Source organism: Shewanella japonica (assembly GCF_002075795.1).
Lineage (GTDB): Bacteria > Pseudomonadota > Gammaproteobacteria > Enterobacterales > Shewanellaceae > Shewanella > Shewanella japonica.
In genome coordinates, this window is the sequence record NZ_CP020472.1 from 1,649,971 (window position 1) to 1,673,979 (window position 24,009).

A 24,009-nucleotide genomic window follows, 5' to 3' on the forward strand; every position below is an offset into this window, starting at 1 on the left:
AGTGATGACTGAAGAAAAATACATAAGCCCGTTTGCTGATGATGAATATATTGGTACCGATACTGAGGTTGCTGAAGACGCTGAGAATGATGAAGTCGCGCCAGAGTTGGAAATATTATTTCAAGATGAGCATATCGTTGCGATTCATAAGCCTGCAAGATTATTAGTTCACCGCTCATACTTGGCAAGAAAAGAGCGATTTTTTGCGATGCAACTTACTCGTGATCTCGTCGGTTGTCATGTTTTTCCGGTACATAGGCTCGATAGGCCGACATCTGGTGTGCTGCTGTTTGCCAAAAGTAGTGAAGTAGCACGGGCCTTGTGTGAGCAATTTGAGCAACATCATGTGAAGAAACAATATTTAGCATTAGTGCGTGGCAATATGCATAAAGCAGCGAGATTAGATTATGCTCTTAAGGTTGAGCTGGATGATGTCGCGGATAAAAAAGCCCGTAAAGATAAACCTGCCCAAGATGCTGTTACAGACTATGAGCCGTTATTAAATGCTGAGATCCCTTTTAGCTCTGGCCGATATCCTACCAGCCGTTTTTGTTTGATTAAATTAACGCCTCAAACTGGTCGAAAGCATCAATTGCGCCGCCATATGGCTCATTTACGTCACCCCATTATCGGTGATACGACTCATGGCGATGGCAAACAAAATAAGTTTTTTAGAAGCCACTTTGAAATTAACCGACTTTGGTTAATTGCTAAGTCGCTGCAGTTTACTCACCCGGTGACCAACGAGTTAATGCATATTGAAACCGAGCTTGAACAGGAATGGTCAACTTTATTTGAGCAATTTGGTTGGCAAGAACATTTGGATATTGATACTCCCCTAGACATAGCTTAATTGGCTCTATTCACTATAAAGGCTTGGTGTGGACTTAATAATGCTTGGTGTGGACTTAATAAGGCTTGGTTTAGGCTTAATTTAGGCTTAGATTTGAAATATCAAAGAGATACTCGATGCAGTATCTCTTTCTAATGCGTTACATTATTTATCCGCTCACAGCATATGTATCTTTTATGCACTTAATATAACCATTCTCGATACGAGTTTAGCGCTTATGCGTCTGCGTTAACTGGCTTTAAAAGGTGCTTTGGTATGCTCAAGTAAAACTGATTTAAGCTTTTCAAACTCTTCAATCTTCTCAAGTGGCTTACTGGTATCTTGTTGCTCAGACCGAAAATAGAAGTTACGCCTAATGTGAGCGGACTTATGTTGCAGCTTAAACAATCTGTGCCTGTTGGCTTGACGCATAACAGTAACCTTAACGTATATGTAAGTTATTACTTTTGTTTGTATTTCATACTTGCAGCTTAGCGTGAGAATACAGTATGGTGAAGTTATCAACCTCATGTCTTAGCCGCTAGCTAAGTGAATAATAGAAGTTAGTTAACTTGAAGAGAAGTATAACATGGAAAAAGTTAATTTAGTGTTTGGCACCGTATATGGCAGTGCTCAGTTTGTTGCTGAAACACTGACAAGCAAAATTGCTGAACTTGATTTTGAAACTAACCTTATTCAATCATCTGATTTAACGGGATTTGTGCCTAAGGAAGACGAACTATTAATCATAGTTACTTCAACTACAGGTCAAGGTGATTTACCTGATGATATTGCGCCTTGGTTTGCTGAAATGAAGTCCGCAGCGCCTTATCTTCCTGGTTTACGTTACAGCATTATTGGTTTAGGTGATTCAAGTTACGAGACTTTCTGTGGCGCGGCTAAACAATTCGATGAATTATTTGCTGAACTTGGTGCCAAACCGCTAACAGCGCGTTTAGATATTGATGCATGTGAAACCATGGAGCCAGAAACTGACGCGGTGCAATGGATATCAACATGGCACTCAGCCGCTCAGTCTCTCAATCAATAAGACGATTAAGTCAGCAGTGGTTTAAATTTGCTCAGCGCCTCAGTCAGGCGCTGCTCATTCCTATTGCCATTTTACCTGCTGCTGGTGTGATGTTGGGCTTGTCATATAATCCACTTCCTTTTATTCCTCAAGAACTTGCAACGGTATTTTCAGCTGTTGGTAATTTAATCTTCACCATGATGCCATTGTTATTTGCGGTAGCAATTGCCATTGGTTTTTGTAAAGACCAAGGTATAGCGGCTTTTGTGGCAGTGTTTGGTTTTGGTGTTTTTATCTCGTCAATGGGGGCATTTACTGTAATTTATCAATTGCCTGCTCGACCCTTATGGGGAATTGACACCATAGATACAGGTATTGCTGGCGGTATTTTAGTGGGGGCGATGACATGTTTTGTGGTGAGAATGAGCCAAGATGTCAAATTGCCTGCGATGTTTTCATTTTTTGAAGGTCAGCGAAGTGCCGGTTTGCTTATTATTCCTTTTGCAATGGCATTGGCATTTTTGTTGGCTCACATATGGCCGACGCTCGCTTATCAGATAGATAGCTTATCACTATGGGCCGTTTATCAAGATCCTGCATTAGCTTTTGCCGTTTACGGCACGATAGAACGTTTTTTGATTCCGCTGGGGCTTCATCACATTTGGAATGCACCATTTTATCTTGAAGTGGGTCAGTACTTCCATGAAGGTAAAATGGTTAGAGGTGAGATAGCACGTTATCTTGCTGGCGACCCTTTAGCGGGAAATCTAGCGGGAGGCTACTTGATTAAAATGTGGGGATTACCTGCCGCAGCGCTTGCGATTTGGCGCTGCGCTGATAAACCCGAACAAAATCGGGTTGCAGGAATTATGCTTTCTGCTGCGGCAACTTGCTGGTTGACTGGTATCACTGAGCCTATTGAATTTGCTTTTATGTTTGTCGCGCCGCTGTTATTTATTATTCATGCGTTACTAACTGGTGCGGCTTATGCGATTTGCATCTTGCTTGATATCAACCACAGTGTGGTGTTTTCTCATGGCTTGATTGACTTTAGCGTGTTATTTGCACAATCAAGTAATACCAGTTGGTTTTGGTTTTTAGGCCCATTAACGGCGTTTATCTATTATTTGATATTTAGGGTCAGTATTGTTGCGTTTAACTTGAAAACTCCAGGGCGAATAGCAGCAGAAGATACCGGAAATAAAGAAAGTTTACGTGCAATGGTCAGTGCATTGGGTGGTCCTGAAAATATCATTGAGCTTAATGCTTGTTTAACCCGCCTAAGAATAGCTGTAGTTGATCCTAAATTAGTTGATAAGCCACGTTTAATGAGATTAGGTGCTAAGGGAGTGATTAAAGTAGGTAAGGGCGTGCAGGTCGTTTTTGGCACAAAAGCAGAAAGTTTACGCAAGTTACTACAAAGGTACTTGGATACAAGGCAGTAATGCTTGCTCTGGCTTATATTTCATAAGGCTGGGTTATCTTCTAAGTGAGCTGTATTATTGGTCATCTCTAGAGCGTATAAGATAAACAATTCATAATTATTCCTCCTTTAAATTAAAGATTCTGTATATGGCTTACCTTATTTATCAAATTACCCATAAATATTGATGTTCTTATCTTGTGCTTGCCCTAGCTGTGTTATTAATGAATTAATTTAGTTTGAAAGGCCTGTTGGCAAAAATTGATGTGAGTCGTGTAGTTATGAAAAAAAACCAATCTGATACCCCTGCATTAAGTGTAGATCGTAAAATTCTTATTACTGATTGTGAAGATGCACAAGGCTTGATTGCCAAAATTACCGGGGTATGTTTTGCCCACCACCTAAATATTGTTAAAAACACCGAGTTTGTAGACCATCAACAAGGACGCTTTTTTATGCGTACTGTGCTTGAAGGTCATATTGATGATGATGCTTTGCTAGCCGATCTTAGGCTGGTGCTGCCTGAGCAAAATCATATGAAATTGGTAGATGCTGGTCGTAAGCGCATCGTGATTTTAGTGACCAAGGAAGCGCACTGTTTAGGTGATATTTTAATGAAGTCCTATTATGGCGGCCTTGATGTGGAAATTGCTGCAGTTATTGGTAATTACGATAACCTGCAAGCATTAACTGAGAAGTTTGATATCCCGTTTCATCATGTTTGCCATCAAGGGATTGATAGACAACAACACGAAATGGCCATTTTAGAAATCATTAAGCAGTACTCGCCTGATTATATTGTATTAGCAAAATTTATGCGTATTTTGACGCCAGAGTTTGTTGCTCATTATCCAAACACGATTATTAATATTCACCATTCATTTTTGCCAGCCTTTATCGGTGCATCACCATATCGACAAGCATGGGAGAGGGGGGTAAAAATTATTGGCGCAACTGCGCACTTTGTGAATAACTGTTTAGATGAAGGGCCGATTATTAAGCAGGATGTGATTAATGTTGATCATAGCTTTAGTGCAGAAGAATTGGCGCATAATGGCAGAGATGTTGAAAAAAGCGTTTTGAGTAAAGCCTTACAATTGGTACTAGATGAGCAAGTTGTGGTGTATGGCAATAAGACAGTGGTGTTCTAACTATGCTTGTATTTTGTTACTGCAAATAGTCACAGTAAAATGTTAAGTTTATAAAAAAGGCCTCATTACGAGGCCTTTTTTGAATCATTTATCAGATGATTAATATTAATCAACGATACGTAATAACTCGTTAATACCGACTTTTCCGCGGGTTTTAGCATCGACTTTCTTAACGATGATTGCCGCATATAAGCTGTAAGTGCCACATTTAGAAGGTAGGTTACCTGAAACCACTACAGAGCCTGCTGGTACGCGACCGTAATGTACTTCACCAGTTTCACGGTCAAAAATACGGGTACTTTGACCAATGTAAACACCCATTGAAATTACGCTGCCTTCTTCAACAACAACGCCTTCAACAATTTCACTGCGTGCGCCGATAAAACAGTTATCTTCAATGATGGTTGGGCCGGCTTGTAATGGCTCAAGTACACCACCAATGCCGACACCACCAGATAAATGCACATTCTTACCAATCTGTGCACAAGAACCAACGGTAGCCCAAGTATCTACCATAGTGCCTTCATCCACATAAGCACCTAGGTTTACGTAAGATGGCATGAGTACGGTGTTCTTTCCGATGAATGAACCTTTACGTACCGTTGCAGGTGGTACAACACGGATTGCTTCTTCTATAAATCTTTCAGCTGTGTAATCAGAGAACTTTTGCGGTACTTTATCAAAGTACTTAGTGTCACCACCTTCAACCACTTCGTTGTCAAAGATACGGAAAGAAAGTAGTACTGCTTTCTTTAACCATTGGTGTACGTGCCATTCGCCATCAATCTTCTCTGCAACACGAGCTTGGCCTTTATCAAGCATGCTAATGACAGTTTCGATATCTGCACGAACACTTGGCTCAACTGTGCTAGGTGTGATGTCCTGACGAGCCTCAAATGCAGCTTCTATGCGTTGGCGTAATGCCTCCATTACTATCTCCCAAATTGTGTTTATTGATGTAAAGGTTGAGAAAGCGCTCCTGAAAGCGCTTCGGATAATTGTGTTTGTTGTTCTTCATTTAACGCCTGTCCATCTGAAGTTTGCAGAATGAAGAAGTCTTCAGCTCGTTCGCCAATAGTGGTGATTTTAGCTGATAATAACGTGGTATCGCAGCGATATAATACATCACCGACTTTGGCCAGTAATCCCGGGCTATCCAATGCAATAAGCTCCATCATACTTGTATCATGCTTTGCACCTGGCAAGAAACTCACTTGTGTACGAACGTTAAAAGGTTTCATGATACGGGCCATTTTCCTAAATTTAGGTGGTTTAGGTTTTTGGCTCGCTAATGCTTTTTCAAGCGACTTTTTAATCGATTGAATTCGCGAGAGCTGAGTGATGGGTTCGCCATCTTGCTCTAAGATAACAAAGGTATCTAGGGCGTAATCATCATTTGATGTCATGACATTTGCATCATGAACATTAATATTTTTATTGTCTAATACTGTCATCACAGTGGCGAATAACTTTGGCTTGTCTTTAGCATAAACAAATAGCTCGCTGCCGCCACGAGTCGTATGCTTTGAAATAAGCACTAATGGCTTTTGCTTGTCATGCTTGAGCAAGGCTTCTGTGTGCCACGAGACTTGATTAGGCTGATGGCGTAAAAAGTAATCGTCTTTAAAGCGTAGCCACAGCTCATTGATGCTTTTTTGTTTAAGGCCACGTCTAAGTAGCTCTTTTTGCGCTTTTTGTTGGATTTCTAATACGCGATCAGCAACATCAATAGGTTTCTCTTTACCGCGCGACAGCACCCTTTGAGTTGAAAAATATAAGTCTCGCAGTAATGAACCTTTCCAGTTATTCCATGCTTTGTGATTAGTCGCGCATATGTCTGCCACAGTTAGACAGTACAAATAACTGAGATGCACGGCATCTTGCACTCTATCAGCAAAAGTGGCGACAACATCAGGATCTGAAATATCACGACGCTGCGCTGTTACCGACATCACCAAGTGATTTTCGACCAACCAAGCCACGAGCCGTCCGTCATGATCGCTTAATCCATGTAACTTACAAAAATCAAGTGCATCAGTCGCGCCGAGTTTACTGTGGTCTCCGCCACGTCCTTTAGCGATATCATGAAAGATTGCGCCTAGCACCAATAACCCTTTCTTTGGTAATTGGTTGATCAAAATCGCCCCGAGTGGAAACTCATCTTTCTGATCTGCTTGGGAAAATCGGTCGATATTCAGCAGCAATCGATGTGTATGTTCATCAACAGTGTATGCATGGAACAAATCAAACTGCATTTGGCCTTCAATTTTGCGCCAAGCAGGTAAGTAAGAAGATAAAATCCCATGCTTATGCATTAATGACAAGGCGGCAATTCCACGAGGATGCTTTAATATTGCCATGAAATACTTGCGGCATTCAGGATTATCTTGCAAAGGACCTGTGAGTTTACGCCTTGCTTGTCTTAAAAGGCGCAACGTCGGGGCGTATATTCGTTGAATATTAGAGTTACGTGCCACTTGTAAAAAGAGATTAAGAATTTGTTCTGGCTGGTTTTCAAATACACTTTCATCCAAAACTTCAATATAACGGCCGCGGCGCTGAAATTGATTATTGATAGGGTATATCGTTAATGACGTCGTTTGATTAAGTGTTGCCCGTTTAAACAATTGCAACAGCATTTCATTCAGCTCCATCACACGTCTAACCGTGCGATAGTAACGCTTCATCATTTGCTCAACAGCCAGTTGAGTGGCATCTTCATAACCCATTGCTGTCGCTACTTGGCGTTGTAAATCAAATAGCAGCCTGTTTTCATTTCTACCCGACGTCATATGCAGAGCAAAGCGTAGTTGCCATAAAAAATCACGACATTCGAGCAGCTCAGTTAATTCAACAGGAGTTAGGAAATCATGCTCAACTAAATCTTGTAATGAGGCAGCATCAAAATGACGCATCGCTACCCAAGCAATGGTTTGAATATCTCTTAAACCGCCAGGGCAAGATTTGATATTAGGCTCTAAATCAAAAGCGTTGGCTTTTTCGTGGCGCAGATCTTGTTCTTCTTTTTTGCCTAAAAAGAACGCTTGTGAAGGCCAGAAGTCAGGCTGGCGGATAGCATCGTATAATTCGTCGTATAAACGGTTATCACCCATTAATAACCTTGCTTCCAACAGATTGGTAGCAATAGTGATGTCTTGAGCACCTTGAGAAAGAGTATCTGCAATAGTGCGAACACTATGGCCAATTTCTAACCCAGAGTCCCACAGGTAAGTGATGAACTGACTGATGGCATCTTTGGCTTGCTGACTGGTTTCATCAGATTGGGATAGCAGTAGTAGGTCGATATCTGAATGCGGATGCAGTTCTCCTCGACCATAACCGCCCACAGCGATTAAGCAAATAGATGCTTGGTCTAAACCAAACTTTTGCCAGCTGTCGAGTAAAAGAGCATCAACAAATTGGCAGCGCTGCTGAACTAAGTCCGTAATTGGCTGTTTAGCAGTAAATTGCTCCAATAAGCGCTGGTTGAATTCGATGAGGGTGTTTTTTGCTACCAGCGCTGTGTTCATTGATGTCCTTATTGAGTGTTTAAGTTATATGGTTCTTGGGAAGTCTTCTTCGCCACGTAAGGTTAATACCTCAACACCAGTTTCTGTAACGAGTAAGGTATGTTCCCATTGAGCTGATTTTTTACCATCTGACGTGGTGACTGTCCAGTTATCTTCTTTATCTAAAACAGTTGTATAACGTCCTGCATTAATCATTGGCTCAATTGTGAAACACATGCCGGCTTTTAATACAGTATTGTCATTGTTTTTGTAGTGAACCACTTGAGGTTCTTCATGGAAGCCTTCACCAATTCCATGACCACAATAATCTTGCACAATTGAGTATTTGTCCAAGCCTGATTTACTTGCTTTGATGAATTTTTCTATTGCAGTACCAATTTCACCTAATTTAACACCAGGTCGTACTTTTTTAATCGCAAGATATAAGCTTTCTTGAGCGATACGAGCAAGACGTCTGTCTTTCGGGCTAACATCGCCAATTAAAAACATTTTTGATGTGTCACCATGGAAACCATCTTTAATGACAGTGATATCGATATTTAGAATGTCGCCATTCTTGAGTTGGTAACCGCTTGGTATGCCATGACAAACGACTTCATTGACTGAAGTACAAATTGATTTGGGGAAACCATGGTAATTTAATGGTGCTGAAATCGCGCCTTGTTCTTCGGTGTATTTAGCGCAGATATCATTGAGTTCATCTGTGGTCACACCGACCTTGACGTGAGGTGCAATCATTTCCAGTGCTTCTGCTGCTAATTTACCCGCAGCACGCATTTTTTCGATTTGTTCTGCTGTCTTGATGACTATGCTCATGAATATTCTCTTACCCTTGTATCGGTCAAAAAAGGCGTAAATAAATTTGTCAAAATTTGTGCTTTTTACCCAGTTATGGTATAAAGCGCGCCGTTATGTTTAAGTCTTAATGACGAGTCATTTGAATTAAGTATAAATACTTTCTTCACTTACTGCTTCACTAAGCGTAAAATATGGCGGCCATTATACATGTTATAGATGGCAATTTAACTAAATACTAAATCACACACGTATCGACACATTCTTCGGGGTGCTCTTAGTGCGCTATTTTAGCAAGCAAGAGTCGAAGGTATGGGATTCGTGGAGGTCTAACCCCCCAAATTAAGGTATATAAAATGACTACTGTTTCAATGCGCGACATGCTTCAAGCTGGTGTTCACTTCGGTCACCAAACTCGTTACTGGAATCCTAAGATGAAGCCTTTCATCTTCGGTGCACGTAATGGTGTTCACATCATCAACCTTGAGCACACTGTGCCAATGTTCAACGAAGCATTAGCATTCATTAGCAACGTTGCTTCTAAAAAAGGTAAAATCCTTTTTGTTGGTACTAAGCGCGCTGCTGGCGAAGCTATCAAAGAAGCTGCAATCTCTTGTGACCAGTACTACGTTGATCACCGCTGGTTAGGCGGTATGTTAACTAACTGGAAAACTGTTCGTCAGTCAATCAAGCGTCTTAAAGAGCTAGAAAGCCAGTCAGTTGACGGTACTTTCGACAAGCTTACTAAGAAAGAAGCGTTAATGCGTACTCGCGAGCTAGAGAAGTTAGAAAAATCTTTAGGCGGTATCAAAAACATGGGCGGTTTACCTGACGTATTATTCGTTATCGGTGCTGACCATGAGCATATTGCTATTAAAGAAGCTAACAACCTAGGTATCCCAGTTGTTGCTGTTGTTGATACTAACTCTGCTCCAGACGGCGTTAACTACATCGTTCCTGGTAACGATGATGCTATGCGTTCTATCCGTTTGTACACTACTTCTGTTGCTGCAGCTGCTAACTCAGGCCGCGGTCAAGATTTAGCTGTTCAAGCTGAGCAAGACGGTTTCGTAGAAACTGTTTAATAAGGTGTGATGGTTACCATCCCCCTTATGTACCAATAGTTAATTGGTGAACAGGGGCCTTATGGGCCCCTGTTTTTAAATGCAATATTAGACGAATTTAAAATAGAGGATTTAACAATGGCAATTACTGCTGCCCAAGTTAAAGAACTTCGTGACCGCACTGGCGCTGGCATGATGGATTGTAAGAAAGCACTAACTGAAACTAACGGTGATATCGAGCTAGCTATCGATAACATGCGTAAAAGTGGTGCTGCTAAGGCTGCTAAAAAAGCAGGTAACATCGCTGCTGAAGGTACTATCCTTATTCAAGCAGGTGAAGGTTACACAGCTTTATTAGAAGTTAACTGTCAAACTGACTTCGTTGCTAAAGATGCAAACTTCTTAGCATTCGCTAACGAAGTATTAGCTGTTGCAGCTGCTTCTAAAGTAACTATTGAAGATCTTAAAGCACAATTCGAAGAAACTCGTGTTGCGCTAGTAGCTAAAATCGGTGAGAACATCAATGTTCGTCGTGTTGAATACATCGATGGTGCTACTCAATCTTCTTACCGTCACGGCGACCGTATCGGTGTTGTTGTTTCTGGTGAAGCTGACGAAGAAACATTAAAGCACATTGCAATGCATGTTGCTGCTTCTAAGCCTGAATTCGTTAACCCAACTGACGTTCCAGCTGATGTTGTTGCTCGTGAGCAAGCACTTCAAGTTGAGATCGCGATGAACGAAGGTAAGCCTCAAGAAATCGCTGAGAAAATGGTTATCGGTCGCATGAAGAAGTTTACAGGTGAGATCTCTCTTACTGGTCAAGCTTACATCATGGAGCCAAAGAAAACTGTTGGCGACATTCTTAAAGAGAAAGGCGCTACTGTTTCTAACTTCATCCGTTTAGAAGTTGGTGAAGGCATCGAGAAGAAAGAAGAAGATTTCGCTGCAGAAGTTGCTGCACAAATTGCTGCTACTAAAAAAGCATAAGTAATTATCTCTTCATCCCCTAAAGCCGCAGCAACCGCTGCGGTTTTGTTATAATCAGGAAAAAATTATGAGCACCAATCCAAAACCTGCATTTAGACGCGTTCTTTTAAAACTAAGCGGCGAAGCGTTAATGGGCGAAGAAGGCTTCGGCATTGACCCTAAAGTTTTAGACCGTATGGCTCAAGAAGTGAAAGAGTTGGTTGAGTTAGGTATTCAAGTTGGTGTTGTTATTGGTGGTGGTAATCTATTCCGTGGTGAAGGCTTAGCACAAGCTGGAATGAATCGTGTTGTTGGTGACCATATGGGGATGCTTGCAACTGTGATGAACGGCCTAGCGATGCGTGATGCACTGCACCGTGCCTATGTCAATGCACGTTTAATGTCAGCAATTCCTTTAAAAGGTGTTTGTGATGACTATAACTGGGCAGAGGCAATTAGTTTATTAAAATCTGGCCGAGTTGTTATTTTTGCAGCTGGTACAGGTAACCCATTTTGTACAACTGATTCAGCAGCCTGTTTACGCGGTATCGAAATTGAAGCAGAAGTTGTACTTAAAGGCACAAAAGTTGATGGTGTTTATTCTGCTGATCCAATGAAAGATCCTGACGCAGTTAAATATGATACTTTGACCTATGACGAAGTATTAGAAAATGAATTTAAGGTAATGGACTTAGCGGCATTTACGCTAGCCCGTGACCACGATATGCCTATTTTAGTTTTCAACATGAATAAACCGGGTGCTTTACGCCGTGTTATCATGGGTGAAGATGAAGGTACGCATATTAAAACGAAATAATCTCATAAAGGTTATTTGTTTAAACTAAATGTATACCAATGAGCGAATATCGACATAGCAACGACTATGTGCCATTCTCAGATTATCGCTTAAGTAATAAGTATTTGTGACCAAAAGGATATTTATCGTGATTGATACAATTAAAGAAGATGCTCAAGAGCGCATGACAAAATGTGTTGAAGCTACTAAAAACCAAATGGCTAAAGTACGTACTGGTCGTGCTCACCCAAGCCTACTTGATTCAATTCAAGTGTCATATTACGGTGCAATGACACCACTTAAGCAAGTGGCAAACATTGGTATTGAAGATTCTCGTACATTAAATGTAACTGTTTTTGATGCCACTATGGTTCAAGCTGTTGAGAAAGCGATCATGAGTTCAGACTTAGGTCTAAACCCAATGACTGCTGGTAACGCAATGCGTATTCCACTACCTGCACTGACTGAAGAACGTCGTAAAGACTTCATCAAAGTCGTACGTGGCGAAGCTGAAAATGGTCGTGTTGCAGTACGTAATGTACGTCGTGATGCTATCAGTGAAGTTAAAAAGCTTGAGAAAGCCAAAGAGTGTACTGAAGATGATGTTCGCCGTAGCGAAGATGAAATCCAAAAGTTCACTGATGCAAGCATCAAGAATATTGATGGAATTTTAGCTGCTAAAGAAAAAGAATTGATGGAAGTCTAATTCTCAACCTAGCAAAGCTAGAGTTAAAGCGCCGTGTAAGGTTATACTACACGGCGTTTGTCTATTTGAAAGGGTTGTAATAGATGTCATCCACTGTTGGATATGAGCCAGAAACAAAGTCGAGTGCTGATATTGCGTCATCAGAACAATTGCCAGGGCAATTATCTGAAGCAGTAAAGCAGTCGCTACCTAAGCATGTCGCTATTATTATGGACGGTAATGGCCGCTGGGCTCAGCAGCAAGGAAAACCAAGGGTGTTTGGTCATAAGGCTGGTGTAAAAGCTGTACGCCGAGCTGTGAGTGTCGCGAGCCAACTAGGCATTGAGTCACTGACCTTATTTGCATTTTCAAGTGAAAACTGGCGCAGGCCAGATAAAGAAGTCAGTTTACTAATGGAGTTGTTTTTCTCAGTATTACAAAGAGAAATTAAACTACTGCATAATAACCATGTAAGATTAAATATCATTGGTGATACCAGTCGTTTTTCTGCACGTTTACAAAAACAGATTGAAAAAGCACAACAACACACTGCAGAAAATACCGGATTAGTGCTTAATGTTGCAGCTAACTACGGTGGCCGTTGGGATATTTTACAAGCAGCTCAAAAGCTTGCAGATAAAGTTGCCCAAGGCGAGATTGAGTTAAGTGAATTGACAGAAGAGTCGTTAAATCAACAACTGTGTATGAGTGAACAGCACGAAGTAGATTTAATGATACGAACTGGCGGTGATTACCGTATCAGTAATTTTATTTTATGGCAGGCTGCATATGCAGAATTGGTCTTTACTGAGACTTTGTGGCCAGACTTCAACGAGCAAGCTTTTAAAGATGCACTTGCCGTTTTTGCCAGTAGGCAGCGTCGATTTGGTTTGACTGGCAGTCAAATTGAAGAAATACGAGCTGTATAAAAAATTTAAGAGGCTTTTGCTTTGTTAAAACAACGAATTATGACTGTACTATGGCTCCTTCCATTAGTGATAGGTGCCATTTTCTTTTTACCAGCAGAATATTTTGCTTGGGCACTCGTGCCTGTTTTTATGATTGGAGCAAAAGAGTGGGGGAGTTTTATTGACCCACAATGTACAGTCACTCAATGGACGTTTACCGTCACGGTTTCGTTAATTCTCATTGCACTTAATATATTTGTTCCAGTTGAGGCATTATGGCTGAAAGGCCAAGTTCATCCTATCTTTTTAGCCGTCATTTCAATTGGCCTTTTTTGGTGGGTAATTAGCACCTTGTTAGTGTTTACTTATCCTAAAAGTGGCAGCATTTGGCAAGCCAGTCCGATGTTAAAATCAATGTTTGGACAGTTAACGTTAATTCCCTGTTTTGTCTCACTTATCACCCTCAAGTCAATCAGTGCTAATGTTGATCCTTACTTTGGTGGTACTTTAGTCTTTTTAGTCATGCTAATTGTTTGGGCTGCTGATACAGGAGCTTATTTTGCTGGTCGTTCATTAGGCAAGCATAAATTGATGCCGAAAGTGAGCCCTAATAAGACTTTAGAAGGCCTTGGTGGTGGTTTAGTTGCGACTATGGCGGTTGTGGCAGGTGTTATGTATTACTCACCAGAACAAGAGCTTGGGCTTGTAATTGCGGTTACCTTAATTACGGCAATAGCTTCAGCATTTGGTGACCTGTCTGAAAGTATGTTTAAACGAGCAGCTAATATAAAAGATTCAGGAAAAATCTTACCGGGTCACGGTGGTGTATTAGATAGAATGGACAGTCTGACTGCAGCATTACCTGTTTTTACTTTCATTTATCTCGCATTCTGGATTTAATCAACCATGCAAAATATGGTCATCCTTGGAGCCACGGGCTCTATCGGAAGCAGTACGCTAAGTGTTATCGAGCATAATCCAGAGCAATACTGCGTTTATGGTTTAGTTGCCAATGCCAGTGTAGAAAAGATGCTTCAATTGTGTCTGAAGCATAAACCTCGTGTCGCGCATATGGTGGATTCAACTGCGGCGCAAGCGCTTAAAGAAGCGTTACCAGCGAACCTCAATATTGATGTCACCACAGGCGCCGATGAACTTGAAAGTCTTGTTACAGCCACTCAAGTAGATACCGTGATGGCAGCAATTGTTGGCGCAGCGGGGTTAATGTCAACTTACGCTGCGGTTAAAGCGGGCAAAAGGGTGCTATTAGCTAATAAAGAGTCACTGGTGATGTCTGGTGAACTTTTTATGAAGGCTGCGCGTGAAAATAATGCGACGCTACTGCCAGTCGATAGTGAGCATAACGCAATTTTTCAATGTCTCCCTGCCAATATTCAAGCAAATCTCGGAACCTGTGATTTAACGGCATCTGGAATTTCCCATATCTTATTAACGGGTTCTGGTGGACCATTTCTGACTTCAGATATTGCCGCTTTAAGTGCAATGACACCAACACAAGCATGTAATCATCCTAATTGGTCTATGGGACCTAAGATTTCTGTTGATTCAGCCACCATGATGAATAAAGGGCTTGAATTTATTGAAGCGCGCTGGCTTTTTAATACCAATAAAGAGCAATTGAAAGTGGTGATTCACCCTCAAAGCGTGATTCACTCCATGGTGCAATACAAAGATGGTTCAGTGATTGCACAAATGGGTAACCCTGATATGCGCACACCTATTGCGCATTGTATGTCTTTTCCAGAAAGAATTTACGCTGGAGTTGAACCTTTGGATTTTTTCAAAGTCCGAGAATTAAGCTTTTGTGAACCTGACTACCAACGTTTCCCTTGTTTAGCTCTTGCGATGAAAGCATGTGAACAAGGTCAAGAGGCTACAACTGTACTCAATGCAGCAAACGAAATTGCTGTTGATGCTTTTTTAAATGAAAAGATAAAGTTTACTGATATCGCTCGTGTTAATGAGTCATGTTTAGAACGGGTATCCCATTCAGCATTAGGTACGATTGAAGATATTATGGCGTTAGACGGACAAGCTCGTATAATCGCAAACGAAGCAATCAAATTGATTAACTAGTTCGTAGGAGAACAATGTTAGATTTTTTATGGAACCTGGGGTCATTTATTGTCGTACTGGGTATTTTGATTACTGCACATGAATACGGACATTTTTGGGTTGCACGTCGTTGTGGCATCAAAGTAGAACGTTTTTCTATTGGTTTTGGTAAAGCCATTTGGCGTAAAGTGGGTCAAGATGGCACTGAGTATGTCGTTGCCATGATCCCTTTGGGTGGTTACGTCAAAATGCTCGATGAGCGAGTTGAGGATGTGCCTGAAGAGTTAAAAGATCAGGCATTTAACCGTAAAACCGTTTGGCAACGGATCGCGGTTGTGTCCGCAGGACCGATTGCAAACTTTTTATTTGCTATTGTGGCACTTTATTTAATGTATCTTATTGGGGTCCCTTCACTAAAACCTGTTATTGATACAACAAGAGCAAATACTCCAGCCGCTCAAATTGAGTTAAAAGAACCGATGCAAATTGTGGCAGTTTCTGGCCAGAAAGTTAGAAACTGGGAAGAAGTTAACCTTGCTTTAGTTGGCCATATTGGCGGTAAAGAACTGGACATTAGCTTAGTTCCTTTGTCTTCGACAACAGCATCAGAAAAAACTTACACACTAGATATCCGTGATTGGCAATTTGATCCAGACAAAGAGTCGCCTATTGGGGCTATGGGTCTAGGAATATATCGCCCAGGAATTAAGCCAGTGATTGCGCTTGTAACCAACGGTAGTGCGGCCGAAATCGCTGGTTTGCAGTTGGGTGACGAAATACTCAAGGTAAATGGCCAACCTTATCAAGATTGGAATGATTTTGTTGATGTGATACAAACGTCTGCAAACAAAGACGTTAACCTGACCATCGCACGTAACAATGAGCAATTAACTATCATTGTCACCCCGCAAGCACAAACAAATGCAAACGGAGAAACCATTGGCATTGTTGGTGTAAGCCCAACTCAAATTGATTGGCCTGAAAGTATGCGCTTCCAGCTTGAGTATGGCATAGTAGATTCCTTTGCTGCAGCTGCAGATAAAACCTGGCAACTGGTTGTTGTCAGCTTTAAGATGATTGGAAAATTATTTACCGGCGATGTGTCGGTGAAAAACCTGAGTGGACCTATATCAATAGCTCAAGGTGCTGGCACCAGCGCAGACTATGGATTAGTGTATTTTCTTGGGTTTATCGCACTCATCAGTGTGAACTTAGGGATTATTAATTTAATGCCTTTGCCAGTACTCGATGGGGGACACTTGCTGTATTACTTTATCGAAGTGATTACGGGTAAGCCTGTACCAGAAAAGGTTCAGGACATAGGATTCAGGTTTGGTGCAGTTATGCTGCTGTTGTTGATGAGCATTGCCATCTTCAATGATTTTTCCAGACTCTGAGCAGGGAACACAAATAATTAGAAGTGCTCTATGAGATTTAATAAACTTTTTGCCTCGATGATTTTAGTCGGTGCGTCATTTTCAGGCAATGGTGTGGCTGATACTTTCCAACCATTTGAAGTGACCGACATCCAGATTGATGGTTTACAGCGAGTTGCACTTGGTGCCGCCTTGCTTAGTCTCCCCGTTAAAGTGGGCGATACTGTAGATCAAATTAAATTACAGCAAGCGATTAAAAGCTTGTACGCCTCAACTAACTTTGAAACGATTAACGTTGCTCATGAAGATGGGGTGTTAATCGTTACAGTCAAAGAGCGTGCGACAATTAGTGCCGTGACCTTTGAAGGTAACAAAGACATTAAAGATGAGCAGCTTCAAGAAAGTTTAGATGGCTCAGGTATTAAAATAGGTGAGTCTCTCGATAGAACCATGTTATCGGGGATTGAAAAAGGCTTACAAGACTTCTACTACGGTGTCGGTAAATATGGCGCAAAAGTAGAAGCTGAAGTCATTAACTTACCGCGTAACCGTGTTGAGCTGAAGTTTAACTTCACCGAAGGTCTTGCGGCTGAAATTCGCCAAATCAACGTGGTTGGGAACAGCGTGTTCTCAGATGCAGAGTTGATCGGTTTATTAGAGCTTAAAGACTATGTTGCTTGGTGGGATTTATTCGGCGAACGTCGATACCAAAAGCAAAAACTACAAGCAGATTTAGAAACGGTAAAAACCTATTATCATAACCAAGGTTACATTCGTTTTGAGGTGACTTCGACACAAGTGGCGATGACACCTGACAGAAAAGGATTGTATATCACCATCAATGTTGATGAAGGTGAGAAGTATCAGGTTTCTGAAGTTAACTTAACCGGTGAGCTAATGGGCCGTGAAAAGTTAATGAAAGCGATTTTGCCGATTAAAGAAGGTGATACATACAACGGTGGCGATGTTACGTTCACCGAAGAAATGTACAGCAAATACCTTGGCCGATTTGGTTATGCTTATCCAGAAGTGAAAACCTACCCTGAAATTGATGACGAATCTAAAGAAGTTGCGCTAAACATCAATGTTAACCCTGGTAAACGTGTCTACGTTCGCTCGGTTAATTTCACTGGTAATACAGTGACAAAAGATGAAGTAATGCGTCGTGAATTACGTCAAATGGAAGGTGCATGGTTAAACTCTGCACAAGTCGAACAATCAAAAGCACGTCTTAACCGTCTAGGTTACTTTGAGACCGTTGATACAGAGACTGTTCAGGTACCTGGAAGTGATGATCTTGTCGATGTCGCATTTAACGTTAAAGAGCAACCATCGGGTTCATTTAACGCAGGTGTTGGTTACGGTACTGAATCTGGTCTGAGCCTTCAGTTTGGTGTTCAGCAAAGTAACTTCTTAGGTACAGGTAACCAAGCTGGCGTCAGCTTAAACACCAACAAATACTCTAAGAATGTAAACTTCTCGTACACTGACCCATACTTTACTAAAGATGGTGTGAGTTTAGGTGGTAGCATTTATTGGAATGAGTTTGATGCGAACGAGGCTAACCTTGAGCGCTATAAAAACAAATCTTATGGTATTGCATTAAATTCAGGTTTCCCGATTAACGAATACAACCGTTTGAACGGTGGTATTGGTTACCGTCATAACCAAATTTCTGAAATTTCTGCTTATGAACAAGCATTACGTTTCTATAATGTTTATCGTGAGTCAGATGATCCTAATGCTGATTTAAGTTTTGATAACTTTGAGCTTAATGGTGGTTGGAGCCGCAGTACATTAAACCGTGGTACTTTCCCAACCGATGGTTCATCACAGCGCTTTAGCGCTAAAGCGACCATTCCAGGTTCTGATTTACAGTACTTTAAGACAGATTTAGATACCAACTTCTATTTCCCATTAACTCGTAATCATAGCTTTGTATTATTGACCCGTGCACGTTTGGGTTATGCTAATGGTTATGGCCAGTTTAATGATAATGACCAAATTCTTCCTTTCTGGGAAAACTACTATTCAGGTGGTAGCAGCTCATTACGTGGCTTCCAGTCAAACTCTGTTGGTCCACGTTCATTCTATTTATACCGTGGTAGCGAACCATGTTCTCCAGATCCTTCTGGTGACAGCTGTTCATTACCGGGTGAGCCAAATAGAGTACAAGTGAGCTCAGGAAGATCGATTGGTGGTAACGCAATTGCGACTGCCAGTATGGAAATGATTGTGCCGACTCCATTCTTGGATGAAGCTTATTCAAATTCAGTACGTACCAGCTTCTTCGTTGATGCAGGTAACGTATGGGATACCGAGTTCGATTATGACTCGTATAGATATCTTCCAGCCGATGAGTTTGATAAATTGGAAGATTATAGTGACCCAAGCAGAATACGTGCCTCATGGGGTATGAGTGTTCAGTGGCTATCGCCGATGGGACCTATGGTGTTTAGCTTGGCTTGGCCGATTAAAGAATACGAAGATGATGAAACTGAGATCTTTTCGTTCAATATTGGCAAAACGTTCTAAAACAAATACACTCGGCAAGTTTTGCTGATAATAACAAGGAGTCTATTTTGAAAAAGATGGTAAATCGCGCGTTAGTAACAATGGCATTTTTAAGTGCACCTATGATGGCACATGCTGAGAAAATTGCTGTGGTTGATATGGGCGAAGTGTTTGAGCAACTACCTCAACGTGAACAAATTTCACAATCACTAAAAACTGAATTTGGTGACCGTGTTGCTGAAGTACAAAAAATGCAAGAAGAAATGCGTACTATGGTTGAGAAGCAGCAACGTGATGGCGCGTTGATGAGCGACAGCCAAAAGACTGATCTTGTACGTCAAATGGAGTCGTTAAAATCTGACTTCCAACTAAAAGGCAAAGCACTTGATGAAGATATGCGTCGTCGTCAAGGTGAAGAGCAAAACAAGCTTTTAGTTAAAGTACAAGAAGCAATCAACACCATTGCACAGAAAGAGTCTTATGACATCGTTCTTCAACGTGGTGCTGTAATCTTTGTAAAGCCAGAAGCTGATATCAGCGACAAAGTTGTTCAAGCGTTAAGTAAAGGCAACTAATGAAAACTGTGACTTTAAAAGAGCTTGGTCAGCTGTTGGGCGCAACGATTTTGGGTGATGATTCTCTGGAAATAACCGGAGTTGCGACCCTTGAAGATGCTGCTTCAGATCAACTTTCTTTTTTAGCCAATAGTAAGTACCGTGCACAGCTTGAATCTTCTCAAGCTGGTGCGGTGTTATTGAGTGAAAAAGATGCCGAAGATTACTCTGGTAATGCTTTGGTTTTAAAAGATCCTTACGTAGGATTTGCACGCGTAGCGCAATTACTTGATACCACCCCGAAAGTGGCAACAGGTATTCACCCCTCAGCAGTTATTCATGCTTCTGCCCAATTAGGTAAAAATGTTGCTATTGCGGCAAATGTCGTGATTGATGCCAATGTGATTATTGGCAATGATGTGCAAATCGGTGCTGGAAGCGTTGTCGCAGAGCAATCAATTATTGGTTCTGGCACATGTTTGAAGGCAAATGTCACCTTTTATCATGACGTGATAGTGGGACAAAATTGTATCTTTCATTCTGGTTGTGTCATTGGCTCTGACGGTTTTGGCTATGCCAATGAGCGCGGTAACTGGATTAAAATTCCACAAACAGGTGGCGTGAGAATTGGTGATAATGTCGAAATCGGAGCTGGTACTACAGTTGACCGTGGCGCATTGTCACACACTGAAATTCATGATGGCGTTATCATCGATAACCAAGTCCAAATCGCCCACAATTGTGTTGTAGGCCAAAATACAGCGATTGCAGGGACGTCTTTCTTAGCCGGTAGCTCAACTTTGGGCAAATATTGTATTGTTGGCGGCGGAAGTGGAATTGCAGGTCACCTTAAAGTGGCGGATGGCACACATATTTCAGGCAGTACCAATGTAACAAGCGAAATTCGTAAGCCTGGTCTGTATTCATCTGCTACAATTGCAATGGATAATAAGAGCTGGCGACGTAATACGGTTCGTTTCCGCCATTTAGATGAATTGTTCAATCGTGTGAAAGAGATTGAGAAAAAAATAAAAGATTAGCAGTAAATGGCGTTAACGCCATTTCGAGGAATTACGTGTGGCAAACCAATTGAATACAATGGATATTGAAGAAATTCTTCAATATCTTCCTCATCGTTACCCATTTTTACTTGTCGATCGTGTTTTAGATTACACCGTTGGTGAATCATTACATGCGATCAAAAACGTGACGTTTAACGAACCTTTCTTCCAAGGCCATTTTCCTGTTAAACCTGTCATGCCCGGCGTGTTAATTATTGAAGCAATGGCACAGGCTACTGGCTTACTTGCATTTAAAACCATGAGCCCAGATCCTTCTCCAGATGTGCTATACCTACTTGCTGGTGTTGATAAAGCCCGTTTTAAACGTGTTGTATCACCAGGGGATCAATTACATTTTCACGTTAAAATGATTAAAGAGCGCCGAGGGATTGGTGTATTTGAAGGACAGGCATTTGTTGATGGTGAACTAGCTTGTTCAGCCGAAATAATGTGTGCACGCAGAGAGATTAACAAGTGATTGATAAGTTAGCATTCGTACATCCCGATGCAAAAATTGGTAACAACGTTACCATTGGTCCTTGGAGTTATATCGGCGCTGATGTTGAAATCGGCGATGATACTTGGATTAGTTCCCATGTGGTTATTAAAGGCCCAAGCGTAATAGGTAAGGGTAATCGCTTCTTTCAATTTTCATCTATTGGTGAAGAATGTCAGGACAAAAAATACGCAGGTGAGCCAACGACATTAATCATGGGCGACAACAATATTGTTCGTGAAAATGTCACCATTCATCGTGGCACGATTCAAGACAACAGTGAAACGCGTATTGGTTCGAACAATTTATTGATGGCTTACGTGCACATTGCTCATGATTGCGTATTAGGCGATAACATTATTATGGCTAACAATGCGTCAATTGCTGGTCATGTACACGTCGGTGACTGGGCAATTTTAGGCGGCATGACAGGCGTACATCAATTTGTTCATATTGGTGCTCATGCGTTTACTGCAGGTTCTTCTACTATCTTCCAAGATGTGCCGCCATTTGTGATGGCAGCAGGTAGCCCAGCAATCCCTCGTGGGTTGAATGTTGAAGGTCTTAAGCGCCGTGGTTTCACTAAAGAAACTCAACATGCTATTCGCCGTACGTATAAATCGTTGTACCGTAAAAACCTGACAATTGAAGAAGCATTAGCTGAAATCACAGCCGATGCTGAATCAGATGAACATGTAAAAGGGATGGTTGAGTTTATTAATGGCTCATCTCGCGGGATCATTCGATAGAAGATAACATGACAAATAATACCCCTCGTATATTTGCAATGGTCGCCGGAGAACTCTCCGGCGATATTTTAGGTGCAGGATTAATAAAGTCACTGCAAAAACAATACCCTGATGCACGATTTATCGGTATTGGTGGGCCGCAAATGGAAGCGCTCGGTTTTGAGAGTTACTTTTCATTTGAAGAGCTTGCTGTCATGGGAATTGTTGAAGTCCTCGCGCGATTACCACGATTGCTTAAAGTGCGCGCGACGTTAATTAAAAATATTTGTGCTGAAAAACCTGACTGTTTTATTGGCATAGATGCACCCGATTTTAATATTGGTCTTGAGCTTAAACTCAAAGCACAAGGGATTAAAACCGTTCACTATGTCAGTCCATCTGTATGGGCTTGGCGTCCAAAACGTATTTTTAAAATCGCAAAAGCAACCAACATGGTGCTGTCATTACTGCCGTTTGAAAAAGCATTTTATGACAAGCATCAGGTACCTTGTACTTTTGTTGGTCACACTTTAGCTGATGATATTCCCATGGAAAGCGACAAGCTTGCAGCCCGTGAGCAGCTTGGTTTAGATCCGCAAGCGGAATATTTAGCGATTTTGCCTGGTTCACGAGGTGGTGAACTCAAGCAACTTGCCGAACCATTTATCAAAGCTGCAGTCATTATTAAGCAAACCTATCCAGATATTAAATTTGTGACGCCTTTGGTTAATCAAGCTCGCCGTGAACAGTTTATAACGGCACTTAAACAGTTTGCGCCAGATCTTGAAATCGAATTGGTTGAAGGACAATCTCGTGCTGTGATGGCGGCATCAGATGCCATATTGTTAGCATCCGGTACGGCGGCGTTAGAAGCCATGCTTGTTAAGCGTCCGATGGTGATGTCATATCGTGTTAATGCGATGACATACACTTTGGCAAAGCGACTGATGTTGGTCGAGCACTATTCTTTACCAAATTTATTAGCGGGTCGTGCGCTAATCCCTGAAATTGTTCAAGATGAATGTAACGAGAACAATATTTCTGCAGCTGTGATTGAACAGCTAAATCGTGACTTTACGCCATTGAAAGCTGAGTTTGAGCAAATCCATGAAACCCTTCGCTGCAACGCCAGCGATCGAGCTGCAGACGCTGTTATCGAATTAATAAGCCACTCTCCACTGCAAGAAGTGAAATCATGAGCAGAATACCGACAGTCATTAAAGGGATTACACCTGAGCAAGTTGCGTATATCACTCGTGGTGTTGTTGCTGGTGTGGATGAAGTCGGCCGCGGTCCTTTAGTAGGGGATGTGGTGACTGCCGCTGTTATTCTTGATCCTAATCAGCCGATAGCGGGGTTAAATGATTCTAAAAAGCTATCAGAAAAGCGTCGACAGTTATTGTTTAACGAGATAACAGATAAAGCCTTAGCCATCAGTGTTGGTAGAGCAACGCCAACCGAAATTGATGATATCAATATTCTGCACGCCACTATGTTAGCAATGCAGCGAGCTGTTGCTGGATTATCCATTCAACCAGAAAAGGTTTTAGTCGATGGTAATCGTACCCCTGATTTTGGTATTCAAAGCCATGCGATTATAAAAGGTGACGGATTAGTTGCAGCGATTAGCGCAGCGTCAATTATCGCTAAAGTCACTCGCGATCGTGAAATGGATGCATTAGATGCCAGATATCCTCAATATGGATTTGCTAATCACAAAGGTTATCCAACAAAAGCTCACTTCGAAGCATTAGAAGCACACGGCGTACTACCTGAGCATCGCAAAAGTTTTAAGCCAGTGATGGCTATTCTTAATCAGTCATGATGAGCGATGACTTTTAGTTCATTATTTTTACCTCATTATTTTTAGATTATTATTTGTTACGAAGCCCTGTAATTTCAACTTACGAGGTCAGGGCTGAACCGTTGACTTTCCGCTTAGATTGATATTAATTTCTCTATTATAAATTGGCGTAGTTTGCTAATCTGGTCAACGGTTTTTTCCTTTTAATCATGCATTT

23 protein-coding genes are annotated in these 24,009 nt (G+C 41.5%); 19 read left to right on the plus strand and 4 right to left on the minus strand.

Translation table 11 applies throughout. The features are described from left to right. The first annotated feature begins 4 nt into the window (after window positions 1–4). On the plus strand, window positions 5–853 hold the full coding sequence (truC, locus tag SJ2017_RS07110) for a tRNA pseudouridine(65) synthase TruC (protein WP_080915313.1): 849 nt from the start codon (window positions 5–7) through the stop codon (window positions 851–853). A 228-nt stretch (window positions 854–1,081) separates the two neighbouring features. On the opposite strand, the gene SJ2017_RS07115 is transcribed toward truC, so the two are convergent. Further along, window positions 1,082–1,264, minus strand: coding sequence for a hypothetical protein (locus SJ2017_RS07115; RefSeq protein ID WP_055023094.1), 183 nt, complete (start codon window positions 1,262–1,264; stop codon window positions 1,082–1,084). A 157-nt stretch (window positions 1,265–1,421) separates the two neighbouring features. Here SJ2017_RS07115 and SJ2017_RS07120 point away from each other — a divergent pair, with 157 nt between their 5' ends. The 3 genes from SJ2017_RS07120 (at window position 1,422) to purU (ending at window position 4,436) form a co-directional block, all read left to right on the plus strand. Continuing rightward, the gene (locus SJ2017_RS07120; RefSeq protein ID WP_080915314.1) at window positions 1,422–1,883 is read left to right on the plus strand and encodes a flavodoxin; all 462 of its coding nucleotides are present in this window, start codon (window positions 1,422–1,424) and stop codon (window positions 1,881–1,883) included. Further along, on the plus strand, window positions 1,850–3,307 hold the full coding sequence (locus SJ2017_RS07125; protein ID WP_080915315.1) for a PTS transporter subunit EIIC: 1,458 nt from the start codon (window positions 1,850–1,852) through the stop codon (window positions 3,305–3,307). Before SJ2017_RS07120 ends, SJ2017_RS07125 begins: the two co-directional genes overlap by 34 nt. 259 nt (window positions 3,308–3,566) lie before the next feature. Continuing rightward, on the plus strand, window positions 3,567–4,436 hold the full coding sequence (gene purU, locus SJ2017_RS07130) for a formyltetrahydrofolate deformylase (RefSeq protein ID WP_080917426.1): 870 nt from the start codon (window positions 3,567–3,569) through the stop codon (window positions 4,434–4,436). 105 nt (window positions 4,437–4,541) lie between these two features. Here purU and dapD read toward each other — a convergent pair whose 3' ends face one another. The 3 genes from dapD to map are packed head-to-tail and all read right to left on the minus strand — an operon-like array spanning window position 4,542 to window position 8,782. Beyond that, the gene (dapD, locus tag SJ2017_RS07135; RefSeq protein WP_080915316.1) at window positions 4,542–5,366 is read right to left on the minus strand and encodes a 2,3,4,5-tetrahydropyridine-2,6-dicarboxylate N-succinyltransferase; all 825 of its coding nucleotides are present in this window, start codon (window positions 5,364–5,366) and stop codon (window positions 4,542–4,544) included. Between the two features lie 20 nt (window positions 5,367–5,386). After that, the gene (gene glnD, locus SJ2017_RS07140; protein WP_080915317.1) at window positions 5,387–7,966 is read right to left on the minus strand and encodes a bifunctional uridylyltransferase/uridylyl-removing protein GlnD; all 2,580 of its coding nucleotides are present in this window, start codon (window positions 7,964–7,966) and stop codon (window positions 5,387–5,389) included. Window positions 7,967–7,990: 24 nt separating this feature from the next. Continuing rightward, window positions 7,991–8,782 (minus strand): type I methionyl aminopeptidase, encoded by a 792-nt coding sequence (gene map, locus SJ2017_RS07145; protein WP_080915318.1) that lies wholly within the window; start codon window positions 8,780–8,782, stop codon window positions 7,991–7,993. Between the two features lie 335 nt (window positions 8,783–9,117). Between map and rpsB the strand changes: the two genes are divergently transcribed. From rpsB to rnhB, 15 genes are all read left to right on the plus strand, one after another. Continuing rightward, window positions 9,118–9,846, plus strand: coding sequence for a 30S ribosomal protein S2 (gene rpsB / locus SJ2017_RS07150; protein WP_055023088.1), 729 nt, complete (start codon window positions 9,118–9,120; stop codon window positions 9,844–9,846). A gap of 117 nt (window positions 9,847–9,963) precedes the next feature. Continuing rightward, a complete protein-coding gene (tsf, locus tag SJ2017_RS07155) occupies window positions 9,964–10,815 on the plus strand; it encodes a translation elongation factor Ts (RefSeq protein ID WP_080915319.1) in 852 nt (283 codons plus the stop codon). Window positions 10,816–10,882: 67 nt separating this feature from the next. Then, window positions 10,883–11,611, plus strand: a complete 729-nt coding sequence (gene pyrH, locus SJ2017_RS07160) for a UMP kinase (protein ID WP_055023086.1) — start codon at window positions 10,883–10,885, stop codon at window positions 11,609–11,611. 127 nt (window positions 11,612–11,738) lie between these two features. Beyond that, window positions 11,739–12,296, plus strand: a complete 558-nt coding sequence (gene frr, locus SJ2017_RS07165; RefSeq protein ID WP_055023085.1) for a ribosome recycling factor — start codon at window positions 11,739–11,741, stop codon at window positions 12,294–12,296. Between the two features lie 83 nt (window positions 12,297–12,379). Further along, window positions 12,380–13,204 (plus strand): isoprenyl transferase, encoded by an 825-nt coding sequence (locus tag SJ2017_RS07170; RefSeq protein ID WP_080915320.1) that lies wholly within the window; start codon window positions 12,380–12,382, stop codon window positions 13,202–13,204. A gap of 21 nt (window positions 13,205–13,225) precedes the next feature. Next, window positions 13,226–14,083: a phosphatidate cytidylyltransferase gene (locus SJ2017_RS07175; protein ID WP_055023083.1), complete on the plus strand. Its 858-nt coding sequence runs from the start codon at window positions 13,226–13,228 to the stop codon at window positions 14,081–14,083. Window positions 14,084–14,089: 6 nt separating this feature from the next. Beyond that, on the plus strand, window positions 14,090–15,280 hold the full coding sequence (gene ispC / locus SJ2017_RS07180; RefSeq protein ID WP_080915321.1) for a 1-deoxy-D-xylulose-5-phosphate reductoisomerase: 1,191 nt from the start codon (window positions 14,090–14,092) through the stop codon (window positions 15,278–15,280). 14 nt (window positions 15,281–15,294) lie between these two features. Further along, window positions 15,295–16,656 carry a sigma E protease regulator RseP gene (gene rseP / locus SJ2017_RS07185; RefSeq protein ID WP_080915322.1) on the plus strand — a complete coding sequence of 454 codons (1,362 nt, stop codon included), beginning with the start codon at window positions 15,295–15,297 and terminating at the stop codon, window positions 16,654–16,656. A gap of 30 nt (window positions 16,657–16,686) precedes the next feature. Continuing rightward, entirely contained in the window at window positions 16,687–19,170 is a 2,484-nt protein-coding gene (gene bamA / locus SJ2017_RS07190) for an outer membrane protein assembly factor BamA (RefSeq protein ID WP_055023080.1), read from the plus strand. 56 nt (window positions 19,171–19,226) lie between these two features. Further along, window positions 19,227–19,724, plus strand: a complete 498-nt coding sequence (locus tag SJ2017_RS07195; protein ID WP_055023079.1) for an OmpH/Skp family outer membrane protein — start codon at window positions 19,227–19,229, stop codon at window positions 19,722–19,724. Beyond that, complete coding sequence (gene lpxD / locus SJ2017_RS07200) at window positions 19,724–20,743, plus strand: UDP-3-O-(3-hydroxymyristoyl)glucosamine N-acyltransferase (RefSeq protein WP_080915323.1); 1,020 nt, start codon at window positions 19,724–19,726, stop codon at window positions 20,741–20,743. Before SJ2017_RS07195 ends, lpxD begins: the two co-directional genes overlap by 1 nt. A gap of 37 nt (window positions 20,744–20,780) precedes the next feature. Beyond that, on the plus strand, window positions 20,781–21,242 hold the full coding sequence (gene fabZ, locus SJ2017_RS07205) for a 3-hydroxyacyl-ACP dehydratase FabZ (protein WP_055023077.1): 462 nt from the start codon (window positions 20,781–20,783) through the stop codon (window positions 21,240–21,242). Beyond that, on the plus strand, window positions 21,239–22,009 hold the full coding sequence (lpxA, locus tag SJ2017_RS07210) for an acyl-ACP--UDP-N-acetylglucosamine O-acyltransferase (RefSeq protein WP_055023076.1): 771 nt from the start codon (window positions 21,239–21,241) through the stop codon (window positions 22,007–22,009). The genes fabZ and lpxA overlap by 4 nt, the downstream gene beginning before the upstream one ends. An 8-nt stretch (window positions 22,010–22,017) precedes the next feature. Beyond that, window positions 22,018–23,187 carry a lipid-A-disaccharide synthase gene (gene lpxB, locus SJ2017_RS07215; protein WP_080915324.1) on the plus strand — a complete coding sequence of 390 codons (1,170 nt, stop codon included), beginning with the start codon at window positions 22,018–22,020 and terminating at the stop codon, window positions 23,185–23,187. Then, window positions 23,184–23,813: a ribonuclease HII gene (gene rnhB, locus SJ2017_RS07220; protein WP_080915325.1), complete on the plus strand. Its 630-nt coding sequence runs from the start codon at window positions 23,184–23,186 to the stop codon at window positions 23,811–23,813. The genes lpxB and rnhB overlap by 4 nt, the downstream gene beginning before the upstream one ends. The last annotated feature ends 196 nt before the right edge of the window (window positions 23,814–24,009 follow it).

Excerpts from the sequence above, each read along its gene's own strand:
- truC (WP_080915313.1), top strand. The coding sequence starts at position 5 with ATGACTGAAGAAAAATACATAAGCCCGTTTGCTGATGATGAATATATT.
- SJ2017_RS07115 (WP_055023094.1), bottom strand. The coding sequence starts at position 1,264 with ATGCGTCAAGCCAACAGGCACAGATTGTTTAAGCTGCAACATAAGTCC.
- SJ2017_RS07120 (WP_080915314.1), top strand. The coding sequence starts at position 1,422 with ATGGAAAAAGTTAATTTAGTGTTTGGCACCGTATATGGCAGTGCTCAG.
- SJ2017_RS07125 (WP_080915315.1), top strand. The coding sequence starts at position 1,850 with ATGGCACTCAGCCGCTCAGTCTCTCAATCAATAAGACGATTAAGTCAG.
- purU (WP_080917426.1), top strand. The coding sequence starts at position 3,567 with ATGAAAAAAAACCAATCTGATACCCCTGCATTAAGTGTAGATCGTAAA.
- dapD (WP_080915316.1), bottom strand. The coding sequence starts at position 5,366 with ATGGAGGCATTACGCCAACGCATAGAAGCTGCATTTGAGGCTCGTCAG.
- glnD (WP_080915317.1), bottom strand. The coding sequence starts at position 7,966 with ATGAACACAGCGCTGGTAGCAAAAAACACCCTCATCGAATTCAACCAG.
- map (WP_080915318.1), bottom strand. The coding sequence starts at position 8,782 with ATGAGCATAGTCATCAAGACAGCAGAACAAATCGAAAAAATGCGTGCT.
- rpsB (WP_055023088.1), top strand. The coding sequence starts at position 9,118 with ATGACTACTGTTTCAATGCGCGACATGCTTCAAGCTGGTGTTCACTTC.
- tsf (WP_080915319.1), top strand. The coding sequence starts at position 9,964 with ATGGCAATTACTGCTGCCCAAGTTAAAGAACTTCGTGACCGCACTGGC.
- pyrH (WP_055023086.1), top strand. The coding sequence starts at position 10,883 with ATGAGCACCAATCCAAAACCTGCATTTAGACGCGTTCTTTTAAAACTA.
- SJ2017_RS07170 (WP_080915320.1), top strand. The coding sequence starts at position 12,380 with ATGTCATCCACTGTTGGATATGAGCCAGAAACAAAGTCGAGTGCTGAT.
- ispC (WP_080915321.1), top strand. The coding sequence starts at position 14,090 with ATGCAAAATATGGTCATCCTTGGAGCCACGGGCTCTATCGGAAGCAGT.
- rseP (WP_080915322.1), top strand. The coding sequence starts at position 15,295 with ATGTTAGATTTTTTATGGAACCTGGGGTCATTTATTGTCGTACTGGGT.
- bamA (WP_055023080.1), top strand. The coding sequence starts at position 16,687 with ATGAGATTTAATAAACTTTTTGCCTCGATGATTTTAGTCGGTGCGTCA.
- SJ2017_RS07195 (WP_055023079.1), top strand. The coding sequence starts at position 19,227 with ATGGTAAATCGCGCGTTAGTAACAATGGCATTTTTAAGTGCACCTATG.
- lpxD (WP_080915323.1), top strand. The coding sequence starts at position 19,724 with ATGAAAACTGTGACTTTAAAAGAGCTTGGTCAGCTGTTGGGCGCAACG.
- lpxB (WP_080915324.1), top strand. The coding sequence starts at position 22,018 with ATGACAAATAATACCCCTCGTATATTTGCAATGGTCGCCGGAGAACTC.
- rnhB (WP_080915325.1), top strand. The coding sequence starts at position 23,184 with ATGAGCAGAATACCGACAGTCATTAAAGGGATTACACCTGAGCAAGTT.